Below are 23,555 nucleotides of genomic sequence, written 5' to 3' on the forward strand. Positions count from 1 at the left end.
TAACTTCCACTACAGAATACAGATTGAATTCAATATTCGGGTCCAAAAAAGAGGCCCAATTCGTAAGTGAATTGAACCTCTCAAATTCTCCCCATCAACACCGGTTGACAAAGAGCCTATAAAACTACCAGCAGCCATTCTGTGGTGTTCTCCGCTGGCATTTTTGACTGACGAGGACAGCGCGTTTCCACTTAATTTTAGACACAAAAAAACCGTCACCCACAACAGGCAACGGTTCGTTTTTGAGTACGTAATTACTTCAAAGTAACGGTACCACCAACGGCTTCAAGTTTTTCCTTGATGTCGTTAGCTTCGTCTTCAGAAACGCCTTCCTTGATGACAGATGGTACGTTGTCAACAAGACCCTTAGCGTCCTTCAAACCTAAACCAGTGATTTCACGGACAGCCTTGATAGCCTTAACCTTGGCGTCACCAGATTCAGTTAATTCAACGTCGAATGAATCCTTGGCAGCAGCGTCGCCACCAGCAGCACCGGCTGCAGCAACTGGGGCAGCAGCGGATACGCCGAATTCGTCTTCGATACCCTTAACTAAGTCGTTAAGGTCAGTAATGGATGCTTCTTTAAGAGAAGCGATGATAGCATCTTTATCAAAAGCCATGTTATTTTCCTCCAATAATTGGGTTTTATATTTATGTTTCAATCAGGGACTTAGGCTGCGTCGCCTTCGTCACCCTTGTCAGCAATCGCCTTAACAGCGTAAGCCACGTTCCGTACTGGTGCTTGTAAGACATTAGCCAGCATAGAGAGCAGGTCTTCACGGCTAGGCAACGTTGCGTAGGTGTTGATTTCGTCGATAGACATGATCTTGTCTTCGATGTAACCACCCTTGATTTCAAGGGCGTCAACACTATCTGCAAACTTCTTCAAAACCTTAGCTGGGGCGATTGGATCCTCGTCAGAGAAAGCAACGGCAGTAGGACCAGCGAAGAGTTCGTTTAAACCTTCGTAGCCAGCCTTTTCTGCAGCCCGAACCAAAATCTTGTTCTTGATGACGCTCATTTGAACGCCGGCTTCACGCAATTGCTTCCGTAAGTCCGTTACTTGTTCAACGGTTAAACCACGGTAGTCAACGACGATAGCACTGGTGGCGTTGTTGAACTTTTCAACAACCTCATCAACCTTTTTAGCTTTAATTGCAATAGCTTGTTCACTCAAATTGTTCACCTCCCGGAGTAGTTTGGTGGGATAAAAAAATCCCTATGCCACCAAGACATAAGGAGTCAAAAGTTTAAGTAAACTTCTGCCTCGGCAGGAAATTAAGACCATTAGGCCACCTGAGTCTTAGGTAGATCTATTAAATACAACTTCAATAGTATACAATACTTCGACATTGCTGTCAATGCATTGCTAGGGATTTTTTTAGTTTTGCTTTAACTTAGGCTAATAAAGAAGCCAAGTCAACGTTGACACTAGGGCCAAACGTTGAAGCAATTGAAACGTGTTGTACGTAAGTCCCACGCACAGCGGCTGGGCGAATACGAACAATCGTTTCGGCAATGGTCTTCAAGTTGCCGGCAAGCTTGTCAGCATCAAAGGAAACCTTACCAAAAGGAACAGCGACGTTACCGTCACGGTCAGTCCGGTAGGTAACTTGACCATTCTTAGCATCGGAAACGGCCTTTTCGACGTTCATCGTCACCGTACCCGTCTTAGGGTTAGGCATTAAGCCCTTAGGACCTAAGACCCGACCTAAACGACCAACTTGGGCCATCATGTCTGGCGTTGCAATGGCAACGTCAAAGTCTAACCAGCCGTCTTGGATACGTTCAACTAAGTCTTGGTCGCCAACAACGTCAGCACCGGCAGCTTGAGCAGCCTTAGCTTGATCACCCTTAGCGAATACGATTACCGTGGTTTCCTTACCGGTACCATTTGGCAATACTAATGCGCCACGGAGTTGTTGGTCCGCTTGCTTCGTATCAACGTTAAGCTTGAAAGCAACTTCAACAGTTGCATCGAACTTAGCGAAATCCATCTTCTTAACTAAATCAACAGCTTCGCCCATGGCGTAGACCTTGTCAGCCTCGACCATCTTGGCAGCGTTTTGATAATTCTTACCTCGTTTGTGAGCCATTTTTGTGTATTCCTCCTTGCAAATGTGGTTGTAACGGATAAACCTCCCACTTGACACATTTCATTTTCGTGAAGTGTCCGACTATCCGAAAACTGAGCTTAACCTTCGACCGTGAAGCCCATGCTCCGGGCAGTACCTTCAATCATGCGCATAGCTGCTTCAACGTCAGCTGCGTTTAGATCTTGCATTTTAGTTTCAGCGATTTGCTTAACTTGATCCTTGGTTACAGTAGCAACCTTCTTCGTGTTAGGTTCGCCGGAACCACTTTCAACACCAGCAGCCTTCTTCAACAGCGTTGCTGCTGGCGGAGTCTTGGTGATGAAATCAAAGGAACGATCTTCATAGACACTGATCACAACAGGAATGATCATACCAGCTTGGTCAGCGGTACGAGCGTTGAATTCCTTAGTGAAGCCCATGATGTTGATACCTGCTTGACCTAAAGCTGGTCCAACTGGGGGAGCTGGGGTTGCTTTACCCGCAGGAATTTGTAATTTAACGACATTAGCTACTTTTTTAGCCACGAGACAATACCTCCTTGAGTCCGTGTGTGGTAAGTGGGGCTGTTAGTTTGCCCCTCCCACTTTGTGCATATGCGTCACGCATACCTGAGAATCATACCACATTTTACTAACCGCAACAAGTTATTTTCTGAAAACATTGGCGAAACTGGTCCGTGACCAGCCGCGGCACTACTTCAGAATGGGGTCGACTTGGTCGAAGTTCAGTTCCGTGCTGGTTTCCCGGCCGAACATGTCGATGTTGACCTTCAACTTCATCTTTTCGTTGTCAACTTCGGTAATCTTACCGACTAAGCCACTGAAGGCGCCGTCCACGATGGTGACAGAATCGCCAGGGGCCACGTCCAGATCGGCGTGCCGCGCAGAAATCCCCACGCGCCGCAAAATCCGTTCGACTTCATCTGGCAACAGCGGCGTTGGCTTACTCCCTTGCCCATGGGATCCCAAGAACCCGGTCACACCTGGCGTGTTCCGCACGATGTACCAAGCTTGGTCACTCATGACCATTTCCACTAAGACGTAGCCAGGGAAGGTCTTTTCCATCGTGACCTTGTCCTTACCGTTCTTAACTTCGTGTTCCTCTTCTTCCGGCACAACCACGCGGAAGATGTTGTCTTGCATTCCCATTGATTCGGCCCGGGATTCCAAGTTTGCCATAACCTTGTTCTCGTACCCTGCGTAGGTGTGAAGAACGTACCATTGCTTTTCAGCTGACTCAACCATGTTTGGTGCACTCCTTTTAATATCATTGACTTTTCGAGCAAAATAAAAAAACTCCGCGTACACGAAGTTCCCTGTTACCAACTAATATAGCATATTTTACGTGATTTGACTACCGACAATTCCACTAGGCGAGGAACTTTAAGCCATATTGAACGACCCAGTCAACGACCGCAAAGAAGATTGCGAACAAAACTGAGATGCCAATTACAGTACCGGTATCGTGCCGGGTCTGCTTAACGCCGGGCCAAGAAACTTGTTTCATTTCGGCACCGACCGATTTGAAGAAACGGATTAAACGCATGGTGTTGCCTCCCTAAAATTAGTGTTTGTCATTGTTGTCAAAATTAACGGGTCTCACGATGTAAGGTGTGTTTCCCACAGTATTTACAGAACTTCATAACCTCTAGTCGCTTCGTGCGGGTCGCACTCGCGGTGATGGTGTAATTCCGCGACCCACAAACTGAACAAGCTAAAGCAATCTTTCGTTGAGCCATTTTGCCACCACCTTCTATTAAAACCTAGCGCTACTCATACTGTAGTAGCTTACCATCGTTTGCCCCCGCCGTCAATCATTCCGCGAGCAGTTCCCGCAACTTGGCCTGGCTGCGGTGCGACGCGGCCTGAACTTGCGGGACGGTCAAATTTTGTTCCTGACTGATGGCGTGCAACGATTGCCCGGTCAAAATGCCGTGAAAGACGCTGTGTTCGACCGCCGATAGCCGCGGCAAGACCTGATACACGGCCTCCTTGGCCTCCAACTGCTCGCGCAAGAGCCACCGCTGATCCGGTAGCGTGTCCGCAAAGTAAGCCGCCTCGGCCTCCAGGGACAACGATTCCCGCGCTAACCGCCGCTTTAAGGCCTGGCTTTGGCGAATCAAATCAAAGACTCGGTGACGCAACCGTAGCCGGTAAAATGCCCCAAAGCTGCGTGACAGGTCGTCTTTGAAGCGCTGCACCGTGCTGCAGAGCACCAACAGGGCCTCTTGGTCCCAGTCTTCCTGATCGAAGCCGGGGATAAAGTACTGTTTTTGTAGTCGCTGGAGCACGGGGTGGTAACGCTCAAATAAGATCAGCAATGCGGGGGAATCCAGGTCGCGGCGGAGCAAGTCAATCAGGTCGTCATCGGACATATCAAACACGGGTAACGCCTCCCTTTTCGTAGTCCTTTCAGTCTACGGGAGACCCGCGCCCTGCCATAGCGAACGCTCGTTTAACCGGAAATTTATTTTGTTATAAACCGGTTGGTTCTGGCGACATCGTGTTAACTGGTCGCCTGCCGTTGCGTGAAATTCTAGGCCGGAACGCTGGGGGAGGACGCCCCGAGCCAAAGCCCGGTCTCGGCGCTTGCTTTGAGCCAGAAGACCACTGTCTCAAAGTCACCAATTTGCCAGCAAAACCCACTGGCAAATTCCCCGGCTGAGCCTAGATTTCACTCCACTCTCGGCTACGGTGGTGATTGCCAGTAACCACTTGTTTAAAGATTTCCAGCTTGACCTCCCAGTTAAATCTGCGGCGATGGCAGCTGCTTTACCATCACTTGTGGACATGCATTACTGAGGGGGAGCTGCATTGGCGGGACTGGCAAACCCCTCGGCTGAGCGCAGATTTTACGCCACTTTCGGCTACGGTGGTGGTTGCCAGTGACCACTTGTTTAAAGATTTCCAGCTTGACCCCCAGTTAAATCTGCGGCGATGGCAACTGCTTTACCATCACTTGTGGACATGCATTACTGAGGGGGAGCTGCATTGGCAGGACTGGTAAATTCTTCGGCTGAGCCTGGATTTCACGCCACTTTCGGCTCCGAGGATGGTTGCCAATAACCATTACCAGCGGTGGTTCCTGATAACCATAGACAACTGGCTAGGTAACGTTCCAGCCCATATTGGACGGACGGCAAGGCCACCCCAGTGTATGCAAAAAAAGCCTGGGAGCTTCCCAGGCTTTCAGACGTTACCCTTAAATAACCGAAACGTGCGCCAACGGGCAGCCGGCTTCGCTTAACACCGCTCGCCGGCTAATCGCCCTTGGGCCCACGCTTTTTCTTTGCCTTAGACCGCTTGGCCGCCTTTTCCGGTTGCGCCATCATTTGGTCACGCAACTTTTCCAGCTTGTAGAGCTGTTGGTCGTTCCATGGCGACTTGCGGACGATGCCGCGATCCGCGAATTCACGGGCCGTTTGCTTCACTTCGTTTTGGGCGCGCTCGATGTCTCTCAGGAGTTCGCCCGCCGGAATCCGCAAGGCCCCTTCCGAAAAGATGGTCCACTGCTCGGCTTGGTCACTGGTGGCTACCGTCACTTGGGTGAAGCGCGTCTGCCGTTCCTTCGCTAATTTTTCAATATAACTATCCGCCGTCTCGTCACGATTGGTCCAGACGACCTCCAAGTCGAACTGCTTGTAACTCTTGGAGATGCCCGGCACGTACATCGCGTCAAAGACCACGGTGATTTTGGCATCACGTAATTTCTTATAATTGGCCAGCATGTTCAGCAACTCGTCGCGGGCCTCGGGTAACCGGTCCGTTAACTTGAGCCGATTGAGTTTGGGCCAGTTGCCAATCATGTTATAGGCATCAACAATTAAAATGTCCTCTTTCATTGACTTGCTCCCTCGCTCATGCCGTTAGCTCAGTGTTGCACGGGATGCCGTGAGCTAAACCCTTGATACATCAACAGGCCCGCGGCCACACTGGCGTTTAAGCTTTGGACTTGGCCGACCATCGGGATCGTCAACATCTCATCGACCGTTTCCTTCAAGAGTCGGGAAATGCCCTTGCCTTCATTGCCGATGATGAGCGCACTGGCGCCCTTGGCGTTCCAGTCGCGGTAATCGGTCCCGGCCATGTCGGTCCCGAAGACCCACAAGCCGCGGTCCTTCAGTTCCTTGACCGTGTTGACCAGGTTGGTGACCCGCGCAACGGGTACCCGTTCAATGGCTCCAGTCGAGGTCTTGGCCACCACGGACGTCAAGCCGACCGCTCGGCGCTTGGGGATAATGATCCCGTGCACGCCACTGGCATCGGCCGTCCGCAAGATGGAGCCCAGATTGTGGGGATCTTCGACGCCGTCCAGGATCAAGAAGAACGGTGCTTCGCCGGCCTTGTCGGCGTTGGCGAAGAGGTCATCGATCGTGGCATAGGCAAAGGCCGCCACGCCCAGTGCGACGCCTTGGTGATTTTGGTGGTCCGTCAAGAGGTCTAATTTTTGCTTAGGCACCTCGGAGATGACCAAATGGCGCTTCTTGGCCAACTGGCGAATCTCGTCGATGGCCTCGGCCTTGAGCCCGCTTTGCAAGAAGACCTTGTTGATGGCCTGTTGGCTGCGCAGAGCGGCGACGGCTGGGTGCCGACCGATCACAAAGTCGCTGCTGGTTTCCGTGTTTGCTTGATTTTCTGTCATTATTCAGTCCGCCCCGCTTCTACTTGTTCAATGCACCACTGGCCGAGTTCATCCACCCGGTCTTGCTGTCCGCTCAACGCCAGATAGCCCATCAAGGCTTCAAACCCGGTGGAGATGCGGTAGGTCACGACATCCGTGTTCTTGGCGTGGGTGTAGCTCTTGGCATTGCGCCCGCGCTTGAACATGGTCCATTCGTCCTCACTCAAAATCCCGTCTTGTTCCATCAGGTCGATCAACGCCGCTTGGGCTTTGGCCGAGACGTAATGGGTCGCCTTCTTTTGCAAATGATTGGGCTTGGCTAAACCAGCCGCAATCAGGTGCCGCCGAATGATGACCTCGTAAGCGGCATCCCCCATGTAGGCCAGTGCCACCCCGTTTAATTGTTGATAATCTACTTCAGTTGTCATTAATTTCCCTTTCGCCAACGCGTCCCTTGGGGCGTGTCTTCCAAAATAATTCCTTGATTCTTCAATTGTTCCCGAATCTCATCACTGCGTTCAAAGTTGCGGGCCTTACGTGCAGCCAACCGCTCGTCGATCAGGCCTTGAATCCGGTCGTCATCTAATTCAGCGGCGGCCGTCAGCTTCACGCCAAAGACGCTCAACAATTCCGCCAGCGTTTGCCGCATGAATTTCAACGTACCGGCAAAGACCACGGGCCGTTCCGCGTAAACGTTGCCGAGCCGGGAGAGTTCGAAGACTTCCGCGACCCCATTTTGCACATTAAAGTCGTCATCCATGGCGTCGATGTAGTCGGCCACGATTTGCCGCGTTTCTTGTTCCACCTTGGGATCATTGCCGGCTTCGGCATCCTTGAGCCGGTAGCCCATGTTGTCATAGGCCGTCTGTAGGCGTTCCAGGTTACGTTCCGCAGTGTCCAGGTTTTGCTGGGTGTATTGAATCGGCCGGCGATACTGCGTCGTGGCCATGAAGAAGCGCAGCGTTTGGGGATTGACGGTCTTCAAAATGTCGTGGACCGTCACGAAGTTCCCCAGCGACTTGCTCATCTTCTCATCATCATCCCCCACCGTGACGAAGCCGTTGTGCAGCCAGTAGTGGACAAATGGCTTGCCGGTCTTGGCCTCACTTTGGGCAATTTCGTTTTGGTGGTGTGGGAAGATCAGGTCTTCGCCACCGCCGTGGATGTCAAAGGTATCGCCCAGATAGTGCGTCGACATGACCGAGCACTCAATGTGCCAGCCCGGCCGCCCGGCACCCCATGGGGAAGGCCAGGAGATTTCCCCCGGCTTGGCGCCCTTCCACAGGGCGAAGTCAACGGGATCTTCCTTACGCGCCGTCTCCTCATCGTTGGTGTGCTGCGAAGCGCCCTCTTCCAAATCATCCAGGTTCAAATGGGCCAATTCCCCATAGTGTGCAAACTTGTGGGCGCGGTAGTACACGTCCCCATCGACCGGATAGGCATAGCCCTTATCGATCAGGTCCTGGACAAAGGCCACGATTTCGGGGATGTGGTCCGTCGCCCGCGGATTGACCGTGGCGGGTTCAATGTTTAGCGCCGCCGTATCTTCCTTGAAAGCCGCAATAAACTTGTCCCCTAATTCCGGCACCGTGATGCCTTCCTTGCGGGCTTCGTTAATCATTTTATCATCGACGTCGGTGAAATTAGACACGTATTTCACCTGGTAGCCTCGGTATTCAAAGTACCGGCGAATAGTGTCAAAGGCAATGGCACTACGCGCATTCCCAATATGAATGTAATTGTAAACGGTCGGGCCACACACGTACATGTTGACCACTCCCGGAGTAATGGGTTCGAATGTTTCTTTTTGGCGAGTCATGGTATTAAAAACTTTGAGCATGCCGAAGCTCCTTTCGCTTCATTAGTTAAATTCAGCCTGGGCCCTAACCAACACCGACCAGGCCACCCGACTAAATGAGTTAGGTCCATTGTAGCATATTCCGGCGACAACAAAGAAGCCGAATGAAGCGCCAATTGGCCCTCATCCGGCTTCTTTACCAAATCATTAGCCTTCTAATTGGGCTAAGGTCTGGTGAATGTGTTGTAAGGCGGTCTCCCGTCCCACTAATTCAATGGATTCTGGTAATTCTGGCCCGTGCATTTCGTGGGTCACCGCAATTCGAATCGGCATCCATAATTGCCGACCCTTGATGCCCGTCTTGGCTTGAACAGCCTTGATCACGTGGAAGATTTCCACGGAGTCAAAGAGGTCGAGCTTTTCGATCTGCGCAGCGAATTCCTTCAAAACGACGGGTGCCGTTTCGTTATTGATTTCATCAAAGGCTTCCCCGCTGACTTGGTCGGGTTCTTCAAAGAAGACCGAGGCCATGTCGTTGATTTGCGCCATGTAGCTCATTTGCCGCTTGTACAGGTTGATCAGTTGACGTGCCCATTCAATCGTTTGGTTGTCTGGGTTAGCCGGAATGTTGCCAGCCTTGATCAATTGCTTCAAGGCCAGGTCCATGATCGTACTGTCATCGGCATCCTTGACGTAACGGTTGTTCAACCATTCCAGCTTATCACTGTCAAAGGTGGCTGGTGAAGAACTCAACCGCGTTTCATCATACATCTTGATGAATTGCTTACGGTTAAAGATTTCGTCTTCACCCACTGGTGACCAGCCCAACAACAGAATGAAGTTGAACATGGCTTCTGGCAGGTAACCCAATTCGCGGTATTGTTCGATGAATTGTAAGACGGATTCGTCACGCTTGGATAACTTCTTACCGGTATCCTTGCTGATGATCAAGCTCATGTGCCCAAACTTAGGGGCTTCCCAGCCGAATGCTTGGTAGATCATCAATTGCTTAGGCGTGTTGGCCACGTGGTCATCGCCCCGGAAGACGTGACTGATGGCCATCTTGTGGTCGTCAACAACCACGGCAAAGTTGTAGGTTGGCATGCCATCGCGCTTGGCAATGACGAAGTCTCCCCCGATGGTATCGGAGTTGAAAGAAACGTGGCCCTTGACCATGTCGTCCCATTCAAAGACTTCATCCTTTGGCACGCGGAACCGAATCACTGGCTTTAAGCCTTTAGCCTTGGCGTCAGCGATGGCCGCAGCCTTTTCATCTTCGGTCATCCCAGCGTATTCGTATTCGTAGTGTGGCATTTCTTTGCGGGCTTTTTGCGCTTCCCGGTCGGCTTGCAGTTCTTCTTCTGTCCGGTAAGATTCGTAAGCCTTGCCTTCGTCCAACAGTTGTTGGATCAGTGGGGTGTAAATGTCACGGCGTTCAGACTGACGGTAAGGACCGTAGTCGCCACCGACGTCAGGACCTTCGTCCCAATCCAAACCAAGCCACTTTAAGTTTTCTAATTGGCTCCGTTCACCATCAGCAATGTTCCGTTTCGTATCCGTATCCTCGATCCGAATGATGAACTTACCCTTGTTGTGACGGGCAAATAAATAGTTAAAAATGGCTGTCCGGGCATTACCAATGTGTAAATGACCGGTTGGGCTCGGTGCGTACCGAACCCGAATTGAATTTTTCGCCAAAACGTTTGCGCCTCTTTCTAAAAGTTTTATTCATAATCAATAGTCAATTATGACAGAATGTCTTAATTTTACAATGCTCAAGCGGAAAAAGAAAGGACTCACTCCTAATCCGCTGGAAAAATTTGTTTTTGGGGGACTTTCTGGCGGCAATACGGGCTTGTGCTGGCCGCCTAGACAACTGGCGTCTTTGAAATGCGACCTTCGGCTCAAAACGAGGTGTCGAGACCGCTCGTTGGCTCGATCCGCCCCAGCGTTCCAATCCATATTTGGCGAACGGTAGGCGGTCAGTTTCCGCTGTGAAGCTGTCAACGAGCAATCTTAACGCCACGAGTCGCATGATAACAATGATTCCAACTGATTTTCGTCCTTCAACCTTCCGTTAATAAAAAGAGCCTGGACAACACTTGGTCCAGACTCTTGCGTGTTAACTTTAAATAACTGAAACGTGCGCCAACAGGCAGCTAGCCAATCGCCTTTCGGCCCACTCTCTTAGGCGTTAACGCGATGACTTCGAATTCTTTCCCGTCGTGGCGTTGCCCTTGTTCGCTTTCTTTTGGTCTTCGATGTTCTTCGTTGAATGCAGCGGCTTGGCGAAGATCATACGACCAGCATCCGTTTGAATGGCACTGGTGACGACCACATCCAATTGCTTGTTGATGAAGTAACGACCGTCTTCGACCACGACCATGGTGCCGTCGTCGAGGTAGGCCACCCCTTGTTGCCGTTCCGTCCCGTTTTTCACGACCATTACGTGGAGATTTTCTCCCGGAATGACCCGTGGCTTCAAGGCGTTGGCTAAAGAGTTGATGTTTAAGACCTGGACGTTTTGGAACTGGATGACCTTGTTCAAGTTGTAATCATTGGTCACGATGACCCCGCCGTTTTGCTTGGCCAAGGCAATCAATTTACTATCGACCTCGGGGATGTCTTCGAAGTCGCCTTCGTACATCTCGATGGGCATGATGTGTTCATTTTGTAACTTGTTCAAGATGTCCAGCCCGCGCCGACCCCGGACGCGTTTGATGGAGTCGCTGGAATCCGCAATGTACTGCAACTCGTACAGGACAAAGTTGGGCACCAGCAGCGTGCCTTCCAGAAAGCCCGTCTTGGCCAAATCGTAAATCCGTCCGTCAATTAAGATGTTGGTATCCAAAATCTTATAATGGTGGAAATTCGGTTCGGTCTCCTTGTCCAAGACCTTCTTGTCAGCCTCTTCTTCGGCCTTTTTACCCCGCGGTTGGAACAGCTTGCGCCACTCTTCTAACCGAATCTTGCTCAAGCGGGCCCCAATGCGGAAGCCAAAGTAGCCAAACAGAAGCATCAAGATCCACGGAATCACCGTGCCAATGAAGAAGGATGGCACGTGAAACAGAAATTGTGAAATCAATAAGGCTAACGCCAGCCCCACGATGGTGAGTAAACTCCCAAAGATAATGGTCATGGGGTTTTGCTTGTTCAGGTAAGTCTCAATCCGATTGATCAACCGCAAAATCACGCCCGCGAAGAGTAATCCGAGAATGAGGAAAATAATGGCTCCAAGCAAAATATTCACGAAGACGTTGTCAATCAAGCGGTTGGTCATCCCCATCAAGAGCCAGAGCCGGGAGAAGTACGCCGCTCCCATGACTCCACCTAAGATGGCGAAGATAATTAAAACAACCGTTTTTTTACGCATATTTGTTCACCTCCCTTCAAGGTCCCTGACGCTACACGCCGAGGGCTAATTTTAACGTCTGCCGTAACGTGGACACGCCAACGACTTCGATGCCGTCTGGTGCGGTCCAGCCCTGCAGATTATTCTTAGGAACAAAGATCCGTTTAAAACCGAGTTTCTTGGCCTCGGCGACCCGGGATTCGACCCGGTTGACCCGCCGGATTTCCCCGGTCAAGCCAACTTCTCCGACGAAACAATCGGTCGGCGCGGTCGCGGTATCCCGGTAACTGGAGGCAATCGCCAGCGCAATGGCCAGGTCAATGGCAGGTTCATCTAGCTTAACGCCCCCGGCCGCCTTCAAGAAAGCATCCTGGTTTTGGAGCATCAGATTGGCCCGTTTTTCCAGCACCGCCATCAGTAGTGAGACCCGGTTGCGGTCCAGCCCACTCGAGGTACGTTGCGCGTTACCGAAGACCGACGGCGTGATCAACGCCTGGACTTCGACCAAGATGGGCCGCGTGCCTTCCATCGACACGACGATGGCCGAACCGGTCGCATCCTTAAGCCGTTCCTCCAGGAAAATTTCCGACGGATTGGCGACTTCATAGAGACCGCCCTCGCGCATTTCAAAAATGCCCAGCTCATTGGTCGAGCCAAAGCGGTTCTTGACCGCCCGTAAGATCCGGTAGGTGTGGTGCAAATCGCCTTCAAAGTACAGCACGGTATCCACCATGTGTTCCAAGATCTTGGGTCCGGCAATCGCGCCACCCTTGGTCACGTGACCGACCACAAAGATGGTGATGCCGTTGGTCTTGGCAATCTGCATCAATTCACCGGTCACGGCGCGAATCTGCGAGACCGACCCAATGGCCGACTCGATCCCCGGGGCCTGCATGGTCTGCACGGAGTCAATGACCACGTAGTCCGGCTGCATCTGCTCGATGTTGGCCCGGATGCTGGCCATGTCCGTTTCCGGATACAGGTACAAATTGTCGCTGTTGACGACTAACCGGTCCGCGCGCATCTTGATCTGTGAGGCACTTTCTTCCCCGGAAACGTAGAGAACCTTGCCCCCCGTTTCGCTCAACTGACCAGATACCTGTAACAGCAGCGTGGATTTCCCAATGCCGGGATCCCCACCGATTAAAATCAAGGAACCGGCCACGATACCGCCACCCAAGACCCGGTTCAACTCTTCCATCTGGGTCTTGGTCCGTGTCTCCGTTGAATGTTTAATGTCTTTCATCAATTGGGGGCGGGACTGTTCGCTACCAATTGCGGTCCGCGTCGATTGCGGCTTGGCCTTAGCGGCAGTTGGTGTCACAACTTCTTCCACCATGGTGTTCCACTCGCCACAATTTGGGCAACGTCCCAGATAGCGCGGTGAACTGTAATCACAATTTTGACAAACATAAGTTGTTCTTGGTTTAGCCACGAAGATCCCCCTTTTTCTTAGTCTGAATACCTTTATTTTAGCATATCTAGCGGGCAATCCCCCACTAGTCTGTCAGGTCTATTTCTAAAGTTTTAGTTACGGTCCGAGGAGCCAAAGCCGCCGGTCCGTTGCTGTTGTGGTGCCTGCTCGTCATCCGCCAGCAGATAAGGCATGAACAGCCCTTGGGCGATGCGCTGACCTTTTTTAATGACCTGATCTTTTAGCCCCACGTTAATTAATTGAACGAAAATTTCACCCTCATTCTTTTCGTTGTTGTAGTAATCCGCGTCGATCACGCCAATACCATTGGGTAAAATCAAGCTGTGCTTCAACGGATTGCTGGAACGGTTGGCCAGAATCAACACCTCGCCCGGCTGCATGTAGGCCTTGATCCCCGTGGGAACCAACCAAGGCTTGAGGTCACTTTGCCCCGCCAACAGCTCTTCGGTGGTCAGCTCATCTTGGTGCCGCAACCGCTTGAAGGCGTGCAACAAGTCATGGTGCCAAATGGAAGGCAACGTGAAATCCGCCGCACACTCAAAGTCGTAGCCAGCGGCCTGTTTCGTGGTTCGGTACGGCAGCTTGATCCCCTGGTTGGCATATTTACTGACAATTTCAAATCCGCGTTGCATGACAAGCACTCCCTCGATAATATTTTACACTGTTATTTGTTAAAGCGAACGGCTAGTGACGCATTCAAATGGTTGACCACCTACCGACTGGTCTAGGCGGCAACCGTGAGTGTTTCATTTTACCATGAATCTGCCCAGACGCAATCCCTAAATTTACTGGTGAGCCGGTCGTTAAGCTGCACCGGTGGCCAAAACGATTTGCCGCCAGGTCCCTACTCGACAAGCAGGCAAATACCCGATTGGCCTAGGTCGCCACAGCCGCCGTTTACATTAACCTCTCTAAGCATAAGCAACCTGCCCGCAGATTACCAGCAAAAGTATGTTCGCCAGCCACATTTTTTCTGGGCAAAAGGAGTTGACAATCCCTCGCCGATAGACCAGAATTAAAAGTGAGACTGGTCATGAAAGGAGTTCACCCATGACGATTACGGAACAGCCTGGCCAATTACAAGTGGTGCAAGATGAACAGCTGTTGGCGCGCCTGCATTATTTGCGGTTGAGCAACACTAGCTGGGTGTTGGAACAAATCTTCGTCCGGCCCTCACAGTCTGCCACCACGTTAGCTGACCAGCTGATAAAACGTTTTACCGAACTGGCAACTGCCGCGCAGGTCACGGTTAAATTGCTCGATCCGTACGCCAAGCGATACTTCAGCCAGCATCCCGCCGACCAAGCACTCTTGGCGGATCATCAGTTACCCGTCACCGGTGACGCGGCGGTCAAACCAGTCGCCTTACACCTACACACAGAAGAGGAGTAGTTCACATGGATCAAAACGCATTGAAAGCTTTAGTGGGTCAAGAAGCCGTTAAGTACGTTCAAGACGGTATGATTTTAGGAATTGGAACTGGGTCGACCGTTCGCTACATGATCGACGCTTTGGGCGAACGCGTGAAAAACGAAGGCTTGAACATTGTCGGGGTCGCCACGTCCGACCGTTCTGCCAAGCAAGCCGAATCACTGGGCATCACCATCAAGCAATTGGATGAAGTCGACCACCTTGATTTGACCATTGACGGTGCCGATGAAATCGACGACAACTTCCAAGGTATCAAGGGTGGCGGGGCCGCTCACCTCTGGGAAAAGATCGTCGCCATCAACTCCACCAAGAACATGTGGATCGTCGACGAAAGTAAAATGGTCCACCACCTGGGCAAGTTCCCGTTGCCTTTGGAAGTCATTCCCTTTGGCTCCAGCCACGTCCTGGAAAAGCTGGACAAGATGGGCTTCAACCCTAGCTTCCGCATGAAAGAAGACGGTAGCCACGTGCTGACTGACTCCAAGAACTACATCATCGACCTGCATCTGGGTCGCATCGACCACCCCCACGAACTCGCCAACACCTTAAATGGTATCGTTGGCGTCGTGGAACACGGCCTGTTCTTAGACACGGTCAACACGGTCATCGTCGGCCGCCAAGACGGTCCGGAAGTCTTGAACGCCCGCGACTAAATTAAATTAAACTGATTTCTGGCGAGAGTGGGAGGTTTTGTCCCAAGCTCGCTTTTTTGTGTTCAGCTCCCACTACGCGGTCAATAAACCTGAACAACCACCGCCAGCGACAGCCAGCACCTCCCCTGTCACCCGGCTTACCCAGTAACTAACAAGCGTCAACCATGAAACCATTCGCACAGTAGTGTATCATATAAATATAAGTGATTTTAAAAATCTTAAATGAGCGAGGTAATTTCATGGAAACGACACAGTTAAGTAACGGCGTCACCATCCCCATGTTAGGATTCGGCACCTACTTAATCGACAGTAAGGACGTTCCGGCCGCCATCAAGACGGCGTTGGACGCGGGTTATCGGCATTTAGATTGTGCCCACATTTACGGCAATGAACCTGCCGTGGGTGCGGCCATCAAGGCTTCCGACGTCGACCGGTCCGACTTGTTTATCACGTCCAAAGTCTGGAACGCCGATCAAGGCTACGACAAGACGCTGGCCGCTTTCGATCAGACGTTGAACGACCTGCAATTGGACTACCTGGACCTCTACCTGATTCACTGGCCCAACGAAGAGAACTTTGACCTGACGTTAGACACCTGGCGCGCCCTGGAAACCCTGTATAAGCAAAAGAAAGTTCGCGCTATTGGGGTCTCCAACTTTTCCCAAGACCAACTGAAACAGGTCTTTGCCATGGCGACCGTTAAGCCCATGGTCAACCAGATCGAACGCCACCCGTACAAGGTGCAAGCCGAGCTGGGAAAATTCGACACGGACAACGGCATCGTCAATGAAGGCTACTCCCCAATTGGCCACGGCCATCTGATCCTCGAAGACCCGGTCATCACCAAACTGGCCGACAAGTATGGCAAGTCCCCGGCCCAAATCGTCTTACGGTGGCAAGTCGACACCGGCTTCGTGGTCTTCCCCAAGTCTTCCAAGCCAGCGCGGGTACGGGAAAACTTTGAAATTTCCGGCTTCAACCTGACCGCCGAAGAAATTGCGGCAATCAACGCCTTGGATCAAGACAAACACTTGAACTACGACTAATCTAATGAGAGAGATTGTTAACCAATTGGCCGACAATCTCTTTTTACTTAAGTATTAACGGTGAACCGGAAGACTGGCCGACGAGGCGTATCATCACGAGCCTGGGAGATCTTGTCCCAGGCTCGTGATGAAAAATCCCCAACTTTTCGTTTCCCTATACAAAAAATGAGAAGATTGGAGTACAATGAGAGAATAAGATAGGAGAGTGACGTCATTGAGTAAAGAAATCACGGCGGATCAAACCGCCCGTTATCAACAAGCTTTAGCTGCTGACCCCACCGCAAAGGTTTTGGAACGTGCTGTCAGCCACCAAGGTATCTTAGCAACCTCTGCCGATTACGCTTCTGAAACCGACATGACTCCCGTGTTCTCCATTGATTTGGACACTGGGAAAGTTGCCAACCAAAAGCAAAGTGGCCGTTGCTGGATGTTTGCCGCATTGAACACGATGCGTCATCACTTAGCCGACCTGTTTCATTTGAGCGATTTCGAATTATCGCAGAACTACACGAACTTCTGGGATAAATTTGAAAAAGCCAACTACTTCTACGAAAATGTGTTGGCCACTGCTGACCAACCAACGTCTAGCCGCAAGGTGGCCTTCTTAATGGCGACCCCGCAACAAGACGGTGGGCAATGGGACATGCTGTGTGCCATCATTCAAAAATACGGGATCGTGCCCAAGTCGGTCATGCCCGAAACCTACAACAGCTCCAAGTCTAGCGAACTGAACAGCACGCTGAACTTAAAACTGCGCAAGGACGCTATGACTCTGCGGAAGTTGGTCGCTGACAAGGCCAGTGATGCGGATATCGCCGCTGCCAAGGATAAGATGCTGGGTGAAGTTTACCGCTTACTGAGCTTCTCCTTGGGCCAACCAGTCGACAAATTTGACTTCGAATACCGCGACGATGACAAGAACTACCACATCGACAAGGGCTTGACGCCAAAGTCATTCTTCGACAAGTATGTGGATTGGGACTTAAACGATTACGTTTCCATCATCAACGCCCCAACCGCTGACAAGCCATACAACCACACCTACACGGTAGAAATGCTGGGTAACGTGGTCAGTGGCCGTCAAGTCAAGCACTTGAACGTTTCGATGAAGGACTTCAAACAATTGGCCATTAAGCAGCTGCAAGCCGGTCAATCCGTTTGGTTCGGCTGTGATGTCGGTCAATCTTCCGAACGGCAAAAGGGCATCATGGACACCAAGTACTACGACAAGGATGCCCTCTTCAACATCGACTTCTCCACGACCAAGGCTGAACGCCTGGACTACGGGGAAAGCTTGATGACCCACGCCATGGTCTTGACTGGTGTGGACTTGGTCGACGGTCAACCAACCAAGTGGAAGGTTGAAAACTCATGGGGCGAAAAGGTCGGTACCAAGGGCTACTTCGTCATGAGCGACGCCTGGATGGACGAATATTGCTACCAAGTCGTCGTCAACAAGCAATTCCTGCCTGACGACCTGAAGCACATCCAAGAAACGGAAGAACCAACGGTCTTAGCCCCTTGGGATCCAATGGGTGCTTTGGCTTAACATGAATTTTGCGTAAACGAAAAGGTATCGGAATCCTTGAGAGGTTCCGGTACCTTTTTTATGTTCAATACTGCCCTAGTCACTTGCTTTGACCACACCAATAACCTCTGGAGATGAAGTTAGCTTAGTTTTCGCGAGCGGCGTGATCCTTTGAATGGGCATTGTTTTGACCATAGTAAGCGTTAGCCCCATGCTTACGTAAGTAGTGCTTGTCTAACAAGTATTGTGGTAATTCGCGGTTAGCCCGCGTCAATTGTAACGTGTGATAGTCCTCTTCGGCCACAACTTCTAAGACCTTGGCGTTGTAAACTGCCTTGTCTGGGGTTGGTCCCCAAGCAAACGGTCCGTGTTGACTAACCAATGCAGCAGGAATTGCCTCATAATCCAGTCCCCGTTCGTTAAAGGTCTTAACGATGGTTTTCCCCGTGTTGCCTTCGTAATCTTCTTCGATTTCTTGCTTAGTCAGTGCATCCGCTGCGGGCACATCCCCATAAAAAGTATCCGCATGCGTCGTATTCATTGCTGGTACATCCATCTTAGCACCAGCAAATGAGACAGCCCAAGGGGAATGCGTGTGCACAATGCCACCGATCTTAGGAAAATGATTGTACAGGTACGTATGCGTTGGCGTATCGCTGGATGGGTTCATCTCCCCTTCAACAACTTTACCGTCCAAGTTCACAACTACCATGTCAGCTGGCTTCAAATCGTTGTAGTCGACACCCGATGGCTTGATGACATACAGGCCTTTTTCCCGGTCGATTCCGGAAACATTGCCCCAAGTAAATGAGACCAGACCCAGTTCTGGCAAACGCATGTTAGCGTCATAGACTTCTTGTTTTAATTTTTCAAGCATGTGATCATTCTCCTTTTAATTGGTGACTTTAACGGGTTCCTGCGTGATGCCAACCTTTTCAAATAGCTGGTCAAAGAAACGCTTAGCCGCCTTGACTTCTTCAACAGCATCATCAGTCGTTCCGGTCCACATTTCAATGGTGTAGCTTCCTGAATAATTTAGCCGTTCAAGCAAGCGTAAGCATCCCTCAAAATCCACGCAGCCTTCTCCAAATGGGACTTCCTTGAACTTCCCTTTAAAGGTTGGCGTAACCGGCAATGTATCTTTCAAGTGAACTGCCGCAACATGTTCGATGTTGTTTTCCAAATCCTCAACAACGTTATTTTCTGGCCAAGCTGAAATGTTACCTAAATCAGGGTACCCTTGCAAAAATGGACTCTTAATCATTGACTTATAATGCGCAATCTTAGTCATTGAGTTAATGAACGGGTCATCCATCGTTTCAATAGATAGCGTGACTAATTTTTCAGCGGCCATGTGCACACACTTCGCCAGATTTTCAGTGAAGTATTCTCGTGACTGGACAGTTTTCTTTTCGTAGTAAACATCGTATCCTGCCATTTGGATGTTACGGATACCCAAGTCCACTGCCAAGTCAATCGCCTTTTGCATCATTTCCAAAGCTTTGGCACGAACTTTGGAATCGGCTGATCCCAGTGGAAAACGACGGTGGCCGGACAACATCATGGTATTGATTCGGCTATTGGTCCGCCACATAGCTTCCCGAAAGGCCGTCCGCTCTTCCTTGGTCCAATCTAACCGGGCCAGACGTTCGTCACTTTCATCAATTGAGAATTCCAAAAAGTTAAAGCCCAATTCATGAACTAAATTAAACTTTTCTTCCCAAGTTAAATCTTGCGGTAATGCTTTTTCATAAATTCCTAGTGCATTCACTGTCACTTTGCTACACCCTCCTGAAAGTTCTTCAAGTCCTGCCAATGGCCATCTAACGCGGTTAACAAGCTGACGTAAGATCGGTACTTTTGGTCATACAATGCCACCTGATCAGGCTGTGGTTCATAACGCACCTTGACCCGCGACATCTGAGCAACCGCTGTTTCTAGGTCTGGGTATTGACCAACCCCTACAGCAGAAGTGATGGCACCGCCCAAGCCGCCTAATTCATTAGCCGTGACCAATTCAACTGGCAAATTCAAAATATTCGCAAACATTTGCACCCAACTAGGTGAATTGGTCCCACCGCCGGACATCCGAACGACCTGTGGTTGATGACCTAAGACCTTCAACAACTTCTCAACGTGGTATCGGTGGGCAAAGGCAATCCCTTCATAGACTGCCCGAATCATTTCTGATTTGGTTGTCGCACTGCGCAGTCCAATAAATGCCCCCGAAGCGTCAGGGTCCGCATTACTGCCGTACAAAAACGGGAAGTAAATCAATTTAGAAAATGTCGCATCCGTGTTCTCCAAGAAGACTTCCAAGTTGTCATAAATCGACTTGCCACTGGCCTCGGCATCTCGTTGCTCCGCTGTCATTAACATCTTAATGACGATAGCTAAGTTACCAGCTGAAGTGGGGCTGGAAGCTTCAATTAGCTTCTTCCCAGTAGGAAAGATAGAGTTCATCAGCCCACTATCTTCCGGTGCCATTTTGTCATTGGGAAAGATATTCATGTTCCATGTTCCGGCAATCAGGCTGAACTTATCGTTGTCTAAAACACCCGTTGCAATCGCACAGGCATCAATATCAAACATCCCTCCAAAGACGGGGGTTCCTGCTTGAATACCCGTGAGTTGCTGAGCTTCCTCAGAAACATGACCACAGAGATCCGTTGCCTGTACCAGTCGGGGCATCTTCTGTGTTATCTCCGGAATTCCGAAGAAGTCAAACAGCCGTGAATCATAAGTCTGCGTATCCAGATTAATCAAATTATTACCAGAGACATCGCCAATTTCCTGGCAAATCTCGCCGGTCAACAAGAAGCGCACGAAGTCCTTATTCGACAAAACTGTCCCAATCTTCTGATAACGCTGCGGATCATTATCCTTCAGCCATCGCAAGATAACTGGCGCTTGGCTAGCCATTACGTGTTGGTGACTAATGTCAAAGATTTCATGAACCCGTTGTTCGAATCCGATCGCCAGTTTCTCAGCGCGGTCATCTGCTGAGAGAATGCCGTTCATAAAAATCTGATGCTGCTGATCCAAGACGTACAAACCCTTACCATGCCCTACCGTCGAAATCCCCGTGATTTCATCACCGTTAAGTTGGGCTTTGTGTAATGCAGACTGAATGGCAACGCCTAGATCTTTTCGCAGTTCATTTAAATCAATTTCATGAAAGCCAGGATGCGGCTCCTGATTCTTCGTCGGAAATGCTGTAACCGCTACCTGGTTACCCTGCTCATCAAAGATTGCTACCTTTGTATTTGTTCCGCCGTTATCAATCGTTAAAAAGTGGTTTGCCATGGTTACAGCCTCCTAATCGATGTCGATGGCGTAAATAGCGACTTGATTGGCTTCACGGTTAGCGGACAACAGGTAAGTCTGACCATTCTTTTCGTAAACAGTTACGTTACTTGGGCCAACTTGTTGGTCGATCAATTGTGCATCCAGGTGATCACTGGTGATCAATTCCAGATTTTGCTTACCAGATCGCCACCCAAAGATGAAGTAGTCTCGGTTGCCTAACTTACCACCCCAAATGGCATGGCCAAACGGGGTGTCCGCTTCGCTGCGCGCGATAGAGTTGAAGTGATCATCTGACACGCGTAGATATGGGCCGTGGAAACCTTCAATCGTCAAGTATTCTTCTCGACCATCTTGGTTAATATCAGCACTGAAAATATCTGAAGTTTCAATGTCTGACAATTGTTCTAACTGCCAATCAGCTGTTGCCGTGGGTGGCGTTAATTTGAAAATCCCTTGAACGCCGGTAATCAGCGAATAGCCGTTCATCCGCTTGTAACCATGGTTCTTTGTCAATGTGAAGTCAGGCAGAGCCCGCAAATTATCCACTCGAGCAGCATCATCGTCATAGTCACCGACCCAAACCTTGCCAGGATCCGTCCAGTCGTCAGTATCCTTTTTGGAGTTGGCAATAGAGCAGCCCACGTACCAGTAACCTTTACCATCGGCCTTAGGAAGAATGTCAAAACGGTGGATGTATGGGAAGTCCCCAACGATCGTTTGATCCCAGTCCTGACCGTTAAAGGTTTCCTTGACGATCCGGCAAGCCGCTGAATTAAAACCAGGATAGAACTTCTGGGTGGCCAAAAAGTTTAATGTCCCAGGAATTTGAACCATCGTCATGGTTCCTCCAACATCGGGCCAGACGGTCGTTCGTTGATAATCATTATTCAAATCGTAGGCGTAACAAGGCTTGTTTTCTTCCGAAGCCACCACAATAAAGTCGTGGTCGCCCTGCTGTAACCGCATAATGGCGTAACAGTGATCTAACTCATCTTTGAAAATCTTTTCGAACTTCAATGTATTTCCTCCAGATTCTTTGTTAACCGGTTAACCAAAACTGTAAAGCAGAACCACTCCTGTAACAGAGTGGTTCACTTGGACCAGTTTCAATTAACTATCTTCATTGAGACGATGCTTACTTAGGCGTTCACGTGATTCAAAGGCTTGCCGTCGCGGATGAATGAGATCAAGTTGCGAGAAGCTTCTTGAGCAATCGCAACTCGCGCTTCTAAAGTCCCAGTCCCAGCGTGAGGCGACATGATGACGTTGTCCAAAGCGCGTAAGTCAGCAGAAACGTTTGGTTCATTTTCAAAGACGTCTAAGCCAGCACCAGCGATTTGGCCGGTCTTTAAGGCAGTAACTAAATCAGCTTCCTTGATCAGAACACCCCGAGCAGCATTGACAATGTAGGCCGTGTTCTTCATCTTACTGAAGACATCTGCGTTGAAGATACCTGTCGTTGATGGCAGAGCTGGTGCATGCAACGTAATCACATCCGCAGTCTTAACCAACGTGTCAAAGTCAACGTAAGTCACGTCTAATTTGGCTTCCAAGTCGCTGTCAAGCCGACGAACATCGTTGTAAATAACCTTCATGCCCAAAGCTTGGCAGAAGCGACCAACTTCGGAACCAATCCGGCCCATACCGTAAATCCCCAAAGTCTTGCCTTGTAGGCTCATACCCATGTACTTTTCTTCGGAAACGTCCATCCAATCGCCACGACGGACAACCTTGTCATAAAAGTATAACCGACGAACCGTAGCCAGTAACAATGCAAAGGTCATTTCAGCAGTTGGTACCCGAACACCCATTGGGCAGTTAGAAACGACAATGCCTTTTTCCTTAGCATAAGCAATGTCAATATGGTCAAAACCAACACCGTTAGCTGTAATAATCTTCAAGTTCTTACCGGCATCAATCAATTCACGGTCAGCCTTAGTTCCCATCAACAGTAAACCATCAAATTGGGCAAGGTTGGCTAAAATCCATTCACGTGTTTCCTTTTCTGGATCATAAGTCACGTCGAAGACTTCTCGTAATTCAGTCAATCCGGCTTCTGGAATGATTCCCGTAACTAATACTTTTGCTTTACTCATAAGATATACGCTCCTTAAAGTGTCTTGTCTTTGACAACGGTTACAAATGCATCACGGTGTCAAGCCATTAAGTTATTCGCTTAACTTTCCACTAAAAACTTATTGTTTCCGGTGGTTCGCTAAGCCCAATGCTTGTTAATTCGGTCTAAAAATCAGTAAACTGAATAATTTGGTGGTAATTCAATCAAACT

25 protein-coding genes and 1 other annotated feature are annotated in these 23,555 nt (G+C 50.0%); of the genes, 4 read left to right on the top strand and 21 right to left on the bottom strand.

The annotated features are described in order from the left end of the window. Positions 1-254: 254 nt before the first annotated feature. The 16 genes from rplL to EGT51_RS08105 all read right to left on the bottom strand — a co-directional run bounded on the left by rplL (position 255) and on the right by EGT51_RS08105 (position 13,933). Positions 255-620, bottom strand: coding sequence for a 50S ribosomal protein L7/L12 (gene rplL, locus EGT51_RS08030; protein ID WP_125575618.1), 366 nt, complete (start codon positions 618-620; stop codon positions 255-257). Between the two features lie 50 nt (positions 621-670). Beyond that, the gene (gene rplJ, locus EGT51_RS08035; RefSeq protein ID WP_135368201.1) at positions 671-1,177 is read right to left on the bottom strand and encodes a 50S ribosomal protein L10; all 507 of its coding nucleotides are present in this window, start codon (positions 1,175-1,177) and stop codon (positions 671-673) included. A gap of 24 nt (positions 1,178-1,201) precedes the next feature. Beyond that, positions 1,202-1,326: a sequence feature (ribosomal protein L10 leader region), on the bottom strand. A 71-nt stretch (positions 1,327-1,397) separates the two neighbouring features. Next, on the bottom strand, positions 1,398-2,096 hold the full coding sequence (rplA, locus tag EGT51_RS08040; protein WP_135368202.1) for a 50S ribosomal protein L1: 699 nt from the start codon (positions 2,094-2,096) through the stop codon (positions 1,398-1,400). Positions 2,097-2,194: 98 nt separating this feature from the next. Next, on the bottom strand, positions 2,195-2,620 hold the full coding sequence (gene rplK / locus EGT51_RS08045; RefSeq protein ID WP_020088139.1) for a 50S ribosomal protein L11: 426 nt from the start codon (positions 2,618-2,620) through the stop codon (positions 2,195-2,197). A gap of 168 nt (positions 2,621-2,788) precedes the next feature. Next, positions 2,789-3,340 (bottom strand): transcription termination/antitermination protein NusG, encoded by a 552-nt coding sequence (nusG, locus tag EGT51_RS08050; protein WP_125575615.1) that lies wholly within the window; start codon positions 3,338-3,340, stop codon positions 2,789-2,791. A gap of 124 nt (positions 3,341-3,464) precedes the next feature. Continuing rightward, the gene (gene secE / locus EGT51_RS08055; protein ID WP_135368203.1) at positions 3,465-3,641 is read right to left on the bottom strand and encodes a preprotein translocase subunit SecE; all 177 of its coding nucleotides are present in this window, start codon (positions 3,639-3,641) and stop codon (positions 3,465-3,467) included. Between the two features lie 43 nt (positions 3,642-3,684). After that, on the bottom strand, positions 3,685-3,834 hold the full coding sequence (gene rpmG / locus EGT51_RS08060; protein ID WP_082153174.1) for a 50S ribosomal protein L33: 150 nt from the start codon (positions 3,832-3,834) through the stop codon (positions 3,685-3,687). Between the two features lie 75 nt (positions 3,835-3,909). Next, on the bottom strand, positions 3,910-4,470 hold the full coding sequence (locus tag EGT51_RS08065) for a sigma-70 family RNA polymerase sigma factor (protein ID WP_225428703.1): 561 nt from the start codon (positions 4,468-4,470) through the stop codon (positions 3,910-3,912). 885 nt (positions 4,471-5,355) lie between these two features. Further along, the gene (locus EGT51_RS08070; protein ID WP_135368205.1) at positions 5,356-5,937 is read right to left on the bottom strand and encodes an NYN domain-containing protein; all 582 of its coding nucleotides are present in this window, start codon (positions 5,935-5,937) and stop codon (positions 5,356-5,358) included. Between the two features lie 29 nt (positions 5,938-5,966). Further along, positions 5,967-6,737: a 23S rRNA (guanosine(2251)-2'-O)-methyltransferase RlmB gene (gene rlmB, locus EGT51_RS08075; protein ID WP_135368206.1), complete on the bottom strand. Its 771-nt coding sequence runs from the start codon at positions 6,735-6,737 to the stop codon at positions 5,967-5,969. Continuing rightward, positions 6,737-7,144 carry a Mini-ribonuclease 3 gene (locus EGT51_RS08080; protein WP_135368207.1) on the bottom strand — a complete coding sequence of 136 codons (408 nt, stop codon included), beginning with the start codon at positions 7,142-7,144 and terminating at the stop codon, positions 6,737-6,739. Before EGT51_RS08080 ends, rlmB begins: the two co-directional genes overlap by 1 nt. Next, the gene (gene cysS, locus EGT51_RS08085) at positions 7,144-8,556 is read right to left on the bottom strand and encodes a cysteine--tRNA ligase (RefSeq protein ID WP_135368208.1); all 1,413 of its coding nucleotides are present in this window, start codon (positions 8,554-8,556) and stop codon (positions 7,144-7,146) included. The genes EGT51_RS08080 and cysS overlap by 1 nt, the downstream gene beginning before the upstream one ends. 165 nt (positions 8,557-8,721) lie before the next feature. After that, positions 8,722-10,212 (bottom strand): glutamate--tRNA ligase, encoded by a 1,491-nt coding sequence (gene gltX, locus EGT51_RS08090; protein WP_135368209.1) that lies wholly within the window; start codon positions 10,210-10,212, stop codon positions 8,722-8,724. 496 nt (positions 10,213-10,708) lie between these two features. Continuing rightward, the gene (locus EGT51_RS08095; RefSeq protein WP_135368210.1) at positions 10,709-11,887 is read right to left on the bottom strand and encodes a PIN/TRAM domain-containing protein; all 1,179 of its coding nucleotides are present in this window, start codon (positions 11,885-11,887) and stop codon (positions 10,709-10,711) included. A gap of 31 nt (positions 11,888-11,918) precedes the next feature. Beyond that, positions 11,919-13,301 carry a DNA repair protein RadA gene (gene radA / locus EGT51_RS08100; RefSeq protein WP_135368211.1) on the bottom strand — a complete coding sequence of 461 codons (1,383 nt, stop codon included), beginning with the start codon at positions 13,299-13,301 and terminating at the stop codon, positions 11,919-11,921. Between the two features lie 92 nt (positions 13,302-13,393). Further along, positions 13,394-13,933: a dCTP deaminase/dUTPase family protein gene (locus tag EGT51_RS08105; RefSeq protein WP_135368212.1), complete on the bottom strand. Its 540-nt coding sequence runs from the start codon at positions 13,931-13,933 to the stop codon at positions 13,394-13,396. A gap of 418 nt (positions 13,934-14,351) precedes the next feature. On the opposite strand from EGT51_RS08105, the gene EGT51_RS08110 reads away from it, so the two are divergent. The 4 genes from EGT51_RS08110 to EGT51_RS08125 all read left to right on the top strand — a co-directional run bounded on the left by EGT51_RS08110 (position 14,352) and on the right by EGT51_RS08125 (position 17,980). Then, positions 14,352-14,693, top strand: coding sequence for an N-acetyltransferase (locus EGT51_RS08110; RefSeq protein WP_135368213.1), 342 nt, complete (start codon positions 14,352-14,354; stop codon positions 14,691-14,693). Between the two features lie 5 nt (positions 14,694-14,698). Next, positions 14,699-15,385, top strand: a complete 687-nt coding sequence (gene rpiA, locus EGT51_RS08115) for a ribose-5-phosphate isomerase RpiA (protein ID WP_135368214.1) — start codon at positions 14,699-14,701, stop codon at positions 15,383-15,385. A 239-nt stretch (positions 15,386-15,624) separates the two neighbouring features. Continuing rightward, entirely contained in the window at positions 15,625-16,431 is an 807-nt protein-coding gene (locus tag EGT51_RS08120) for an aldo/keto reductase (RefSeq protein WP_135368215.1), read from the top strand. Positions 16,432-16,645: 214 nt separating this feature from the next. Then, a complete protein-coding gene (locus tag EGT51_RS08125) occupies positions 16,646-17,980 on the top strand; it encodes a C1 family peptidase (RefSeq protein WP_135368216.1) in 1,335 nt (444 codons plus the stop codon). Positions 17,981-18,104: 124 nt separating this feature from the next. Here the strand turns inward: EGT51_RS08125 and EGT51_RS08130 are convergent, their stop codons facing one another. From EGT51_RS08130 to EGT51_RS08150, 5 genes are all read right to left on the bottom strand, one after another. Beyond that, the gene (locus EGT51_RS08130) at positions 18,105-18,836 is read right to left on the bottom strand and encodes an L-ribulose-5-phosphate 4-epimerase (protein ID WP_135368217.1); all 732 of its coding nucleotides are present in this window, start codon (positions 18,834-18,836) and stop codon (positions 18,105-18,107) included. A 15-nt stretch (positions 18,837-18,851) separates the two neighbouring features. Then, complete coding sequence (locus EGT51_RS08135; RefSeq protein ID WP_135368267.1) at positions 18,852-19,736, bottom strand: L-ribulose-5-phosphate 3-epimerase; 885 nt, start codon at positions 19,734-19,736, stop codon at positions 18,852-18,854. Further along, positions 19,733-21,265 carry an FGGY-family carbohydrate kinase gene (locus EGT51_RS08140; protein WP_135368218.1) on the bottom strand — a complete coding sequence of 511 codons (1,533 nt, stop codon included), beginning with the start codon at positions 21,263-21,265 and terminating at the stop codon, positions 19,733-19,735. Before EGT51_RS08140 ends, EGT51_RS08135 begins: the two co-directional genes overlap by 4 nt. Positions 21,266-21,277: 12 nt before the next feature. Beyond that, complete coding sequence (locus EGT51_RS08145) at positions 21,278-22,285, bottom strand: hypothetical protein (protein WP_135368219.1); 1,008 nt, start codon at positions 22,283-22,285, stop codon at positions 21,278-21,280. Between the two features lie 122 nt (positions 22,286-22,407). After that, positions 22,408-23,364 carry an NAD(P)-dependent oxidoreductase gene (locus EGT51_RS08150; RefSeq protein ID WP_135368220.1) on the bottom strand — a complete coding sequence of 319 codons (957 nt, stop codon included), beginning with the start codon at positions 23,362-23,364 and terminating at the stop codon, positions 22,408-22,410. Between the last annotated feature and the right edge of the window lie 191 nt (positions 23,365-23,555).

It is taken from the genome of Levilactobacillus suantsaiihabitans, from assembly GCF_004745505.1.
Lineage (GTDB): Bacteria > Bacillota > Bacilli > Lactobacillales > Lactobacillaceae > Levilactobacillus > Levilactobacillus suantsaiihabitans.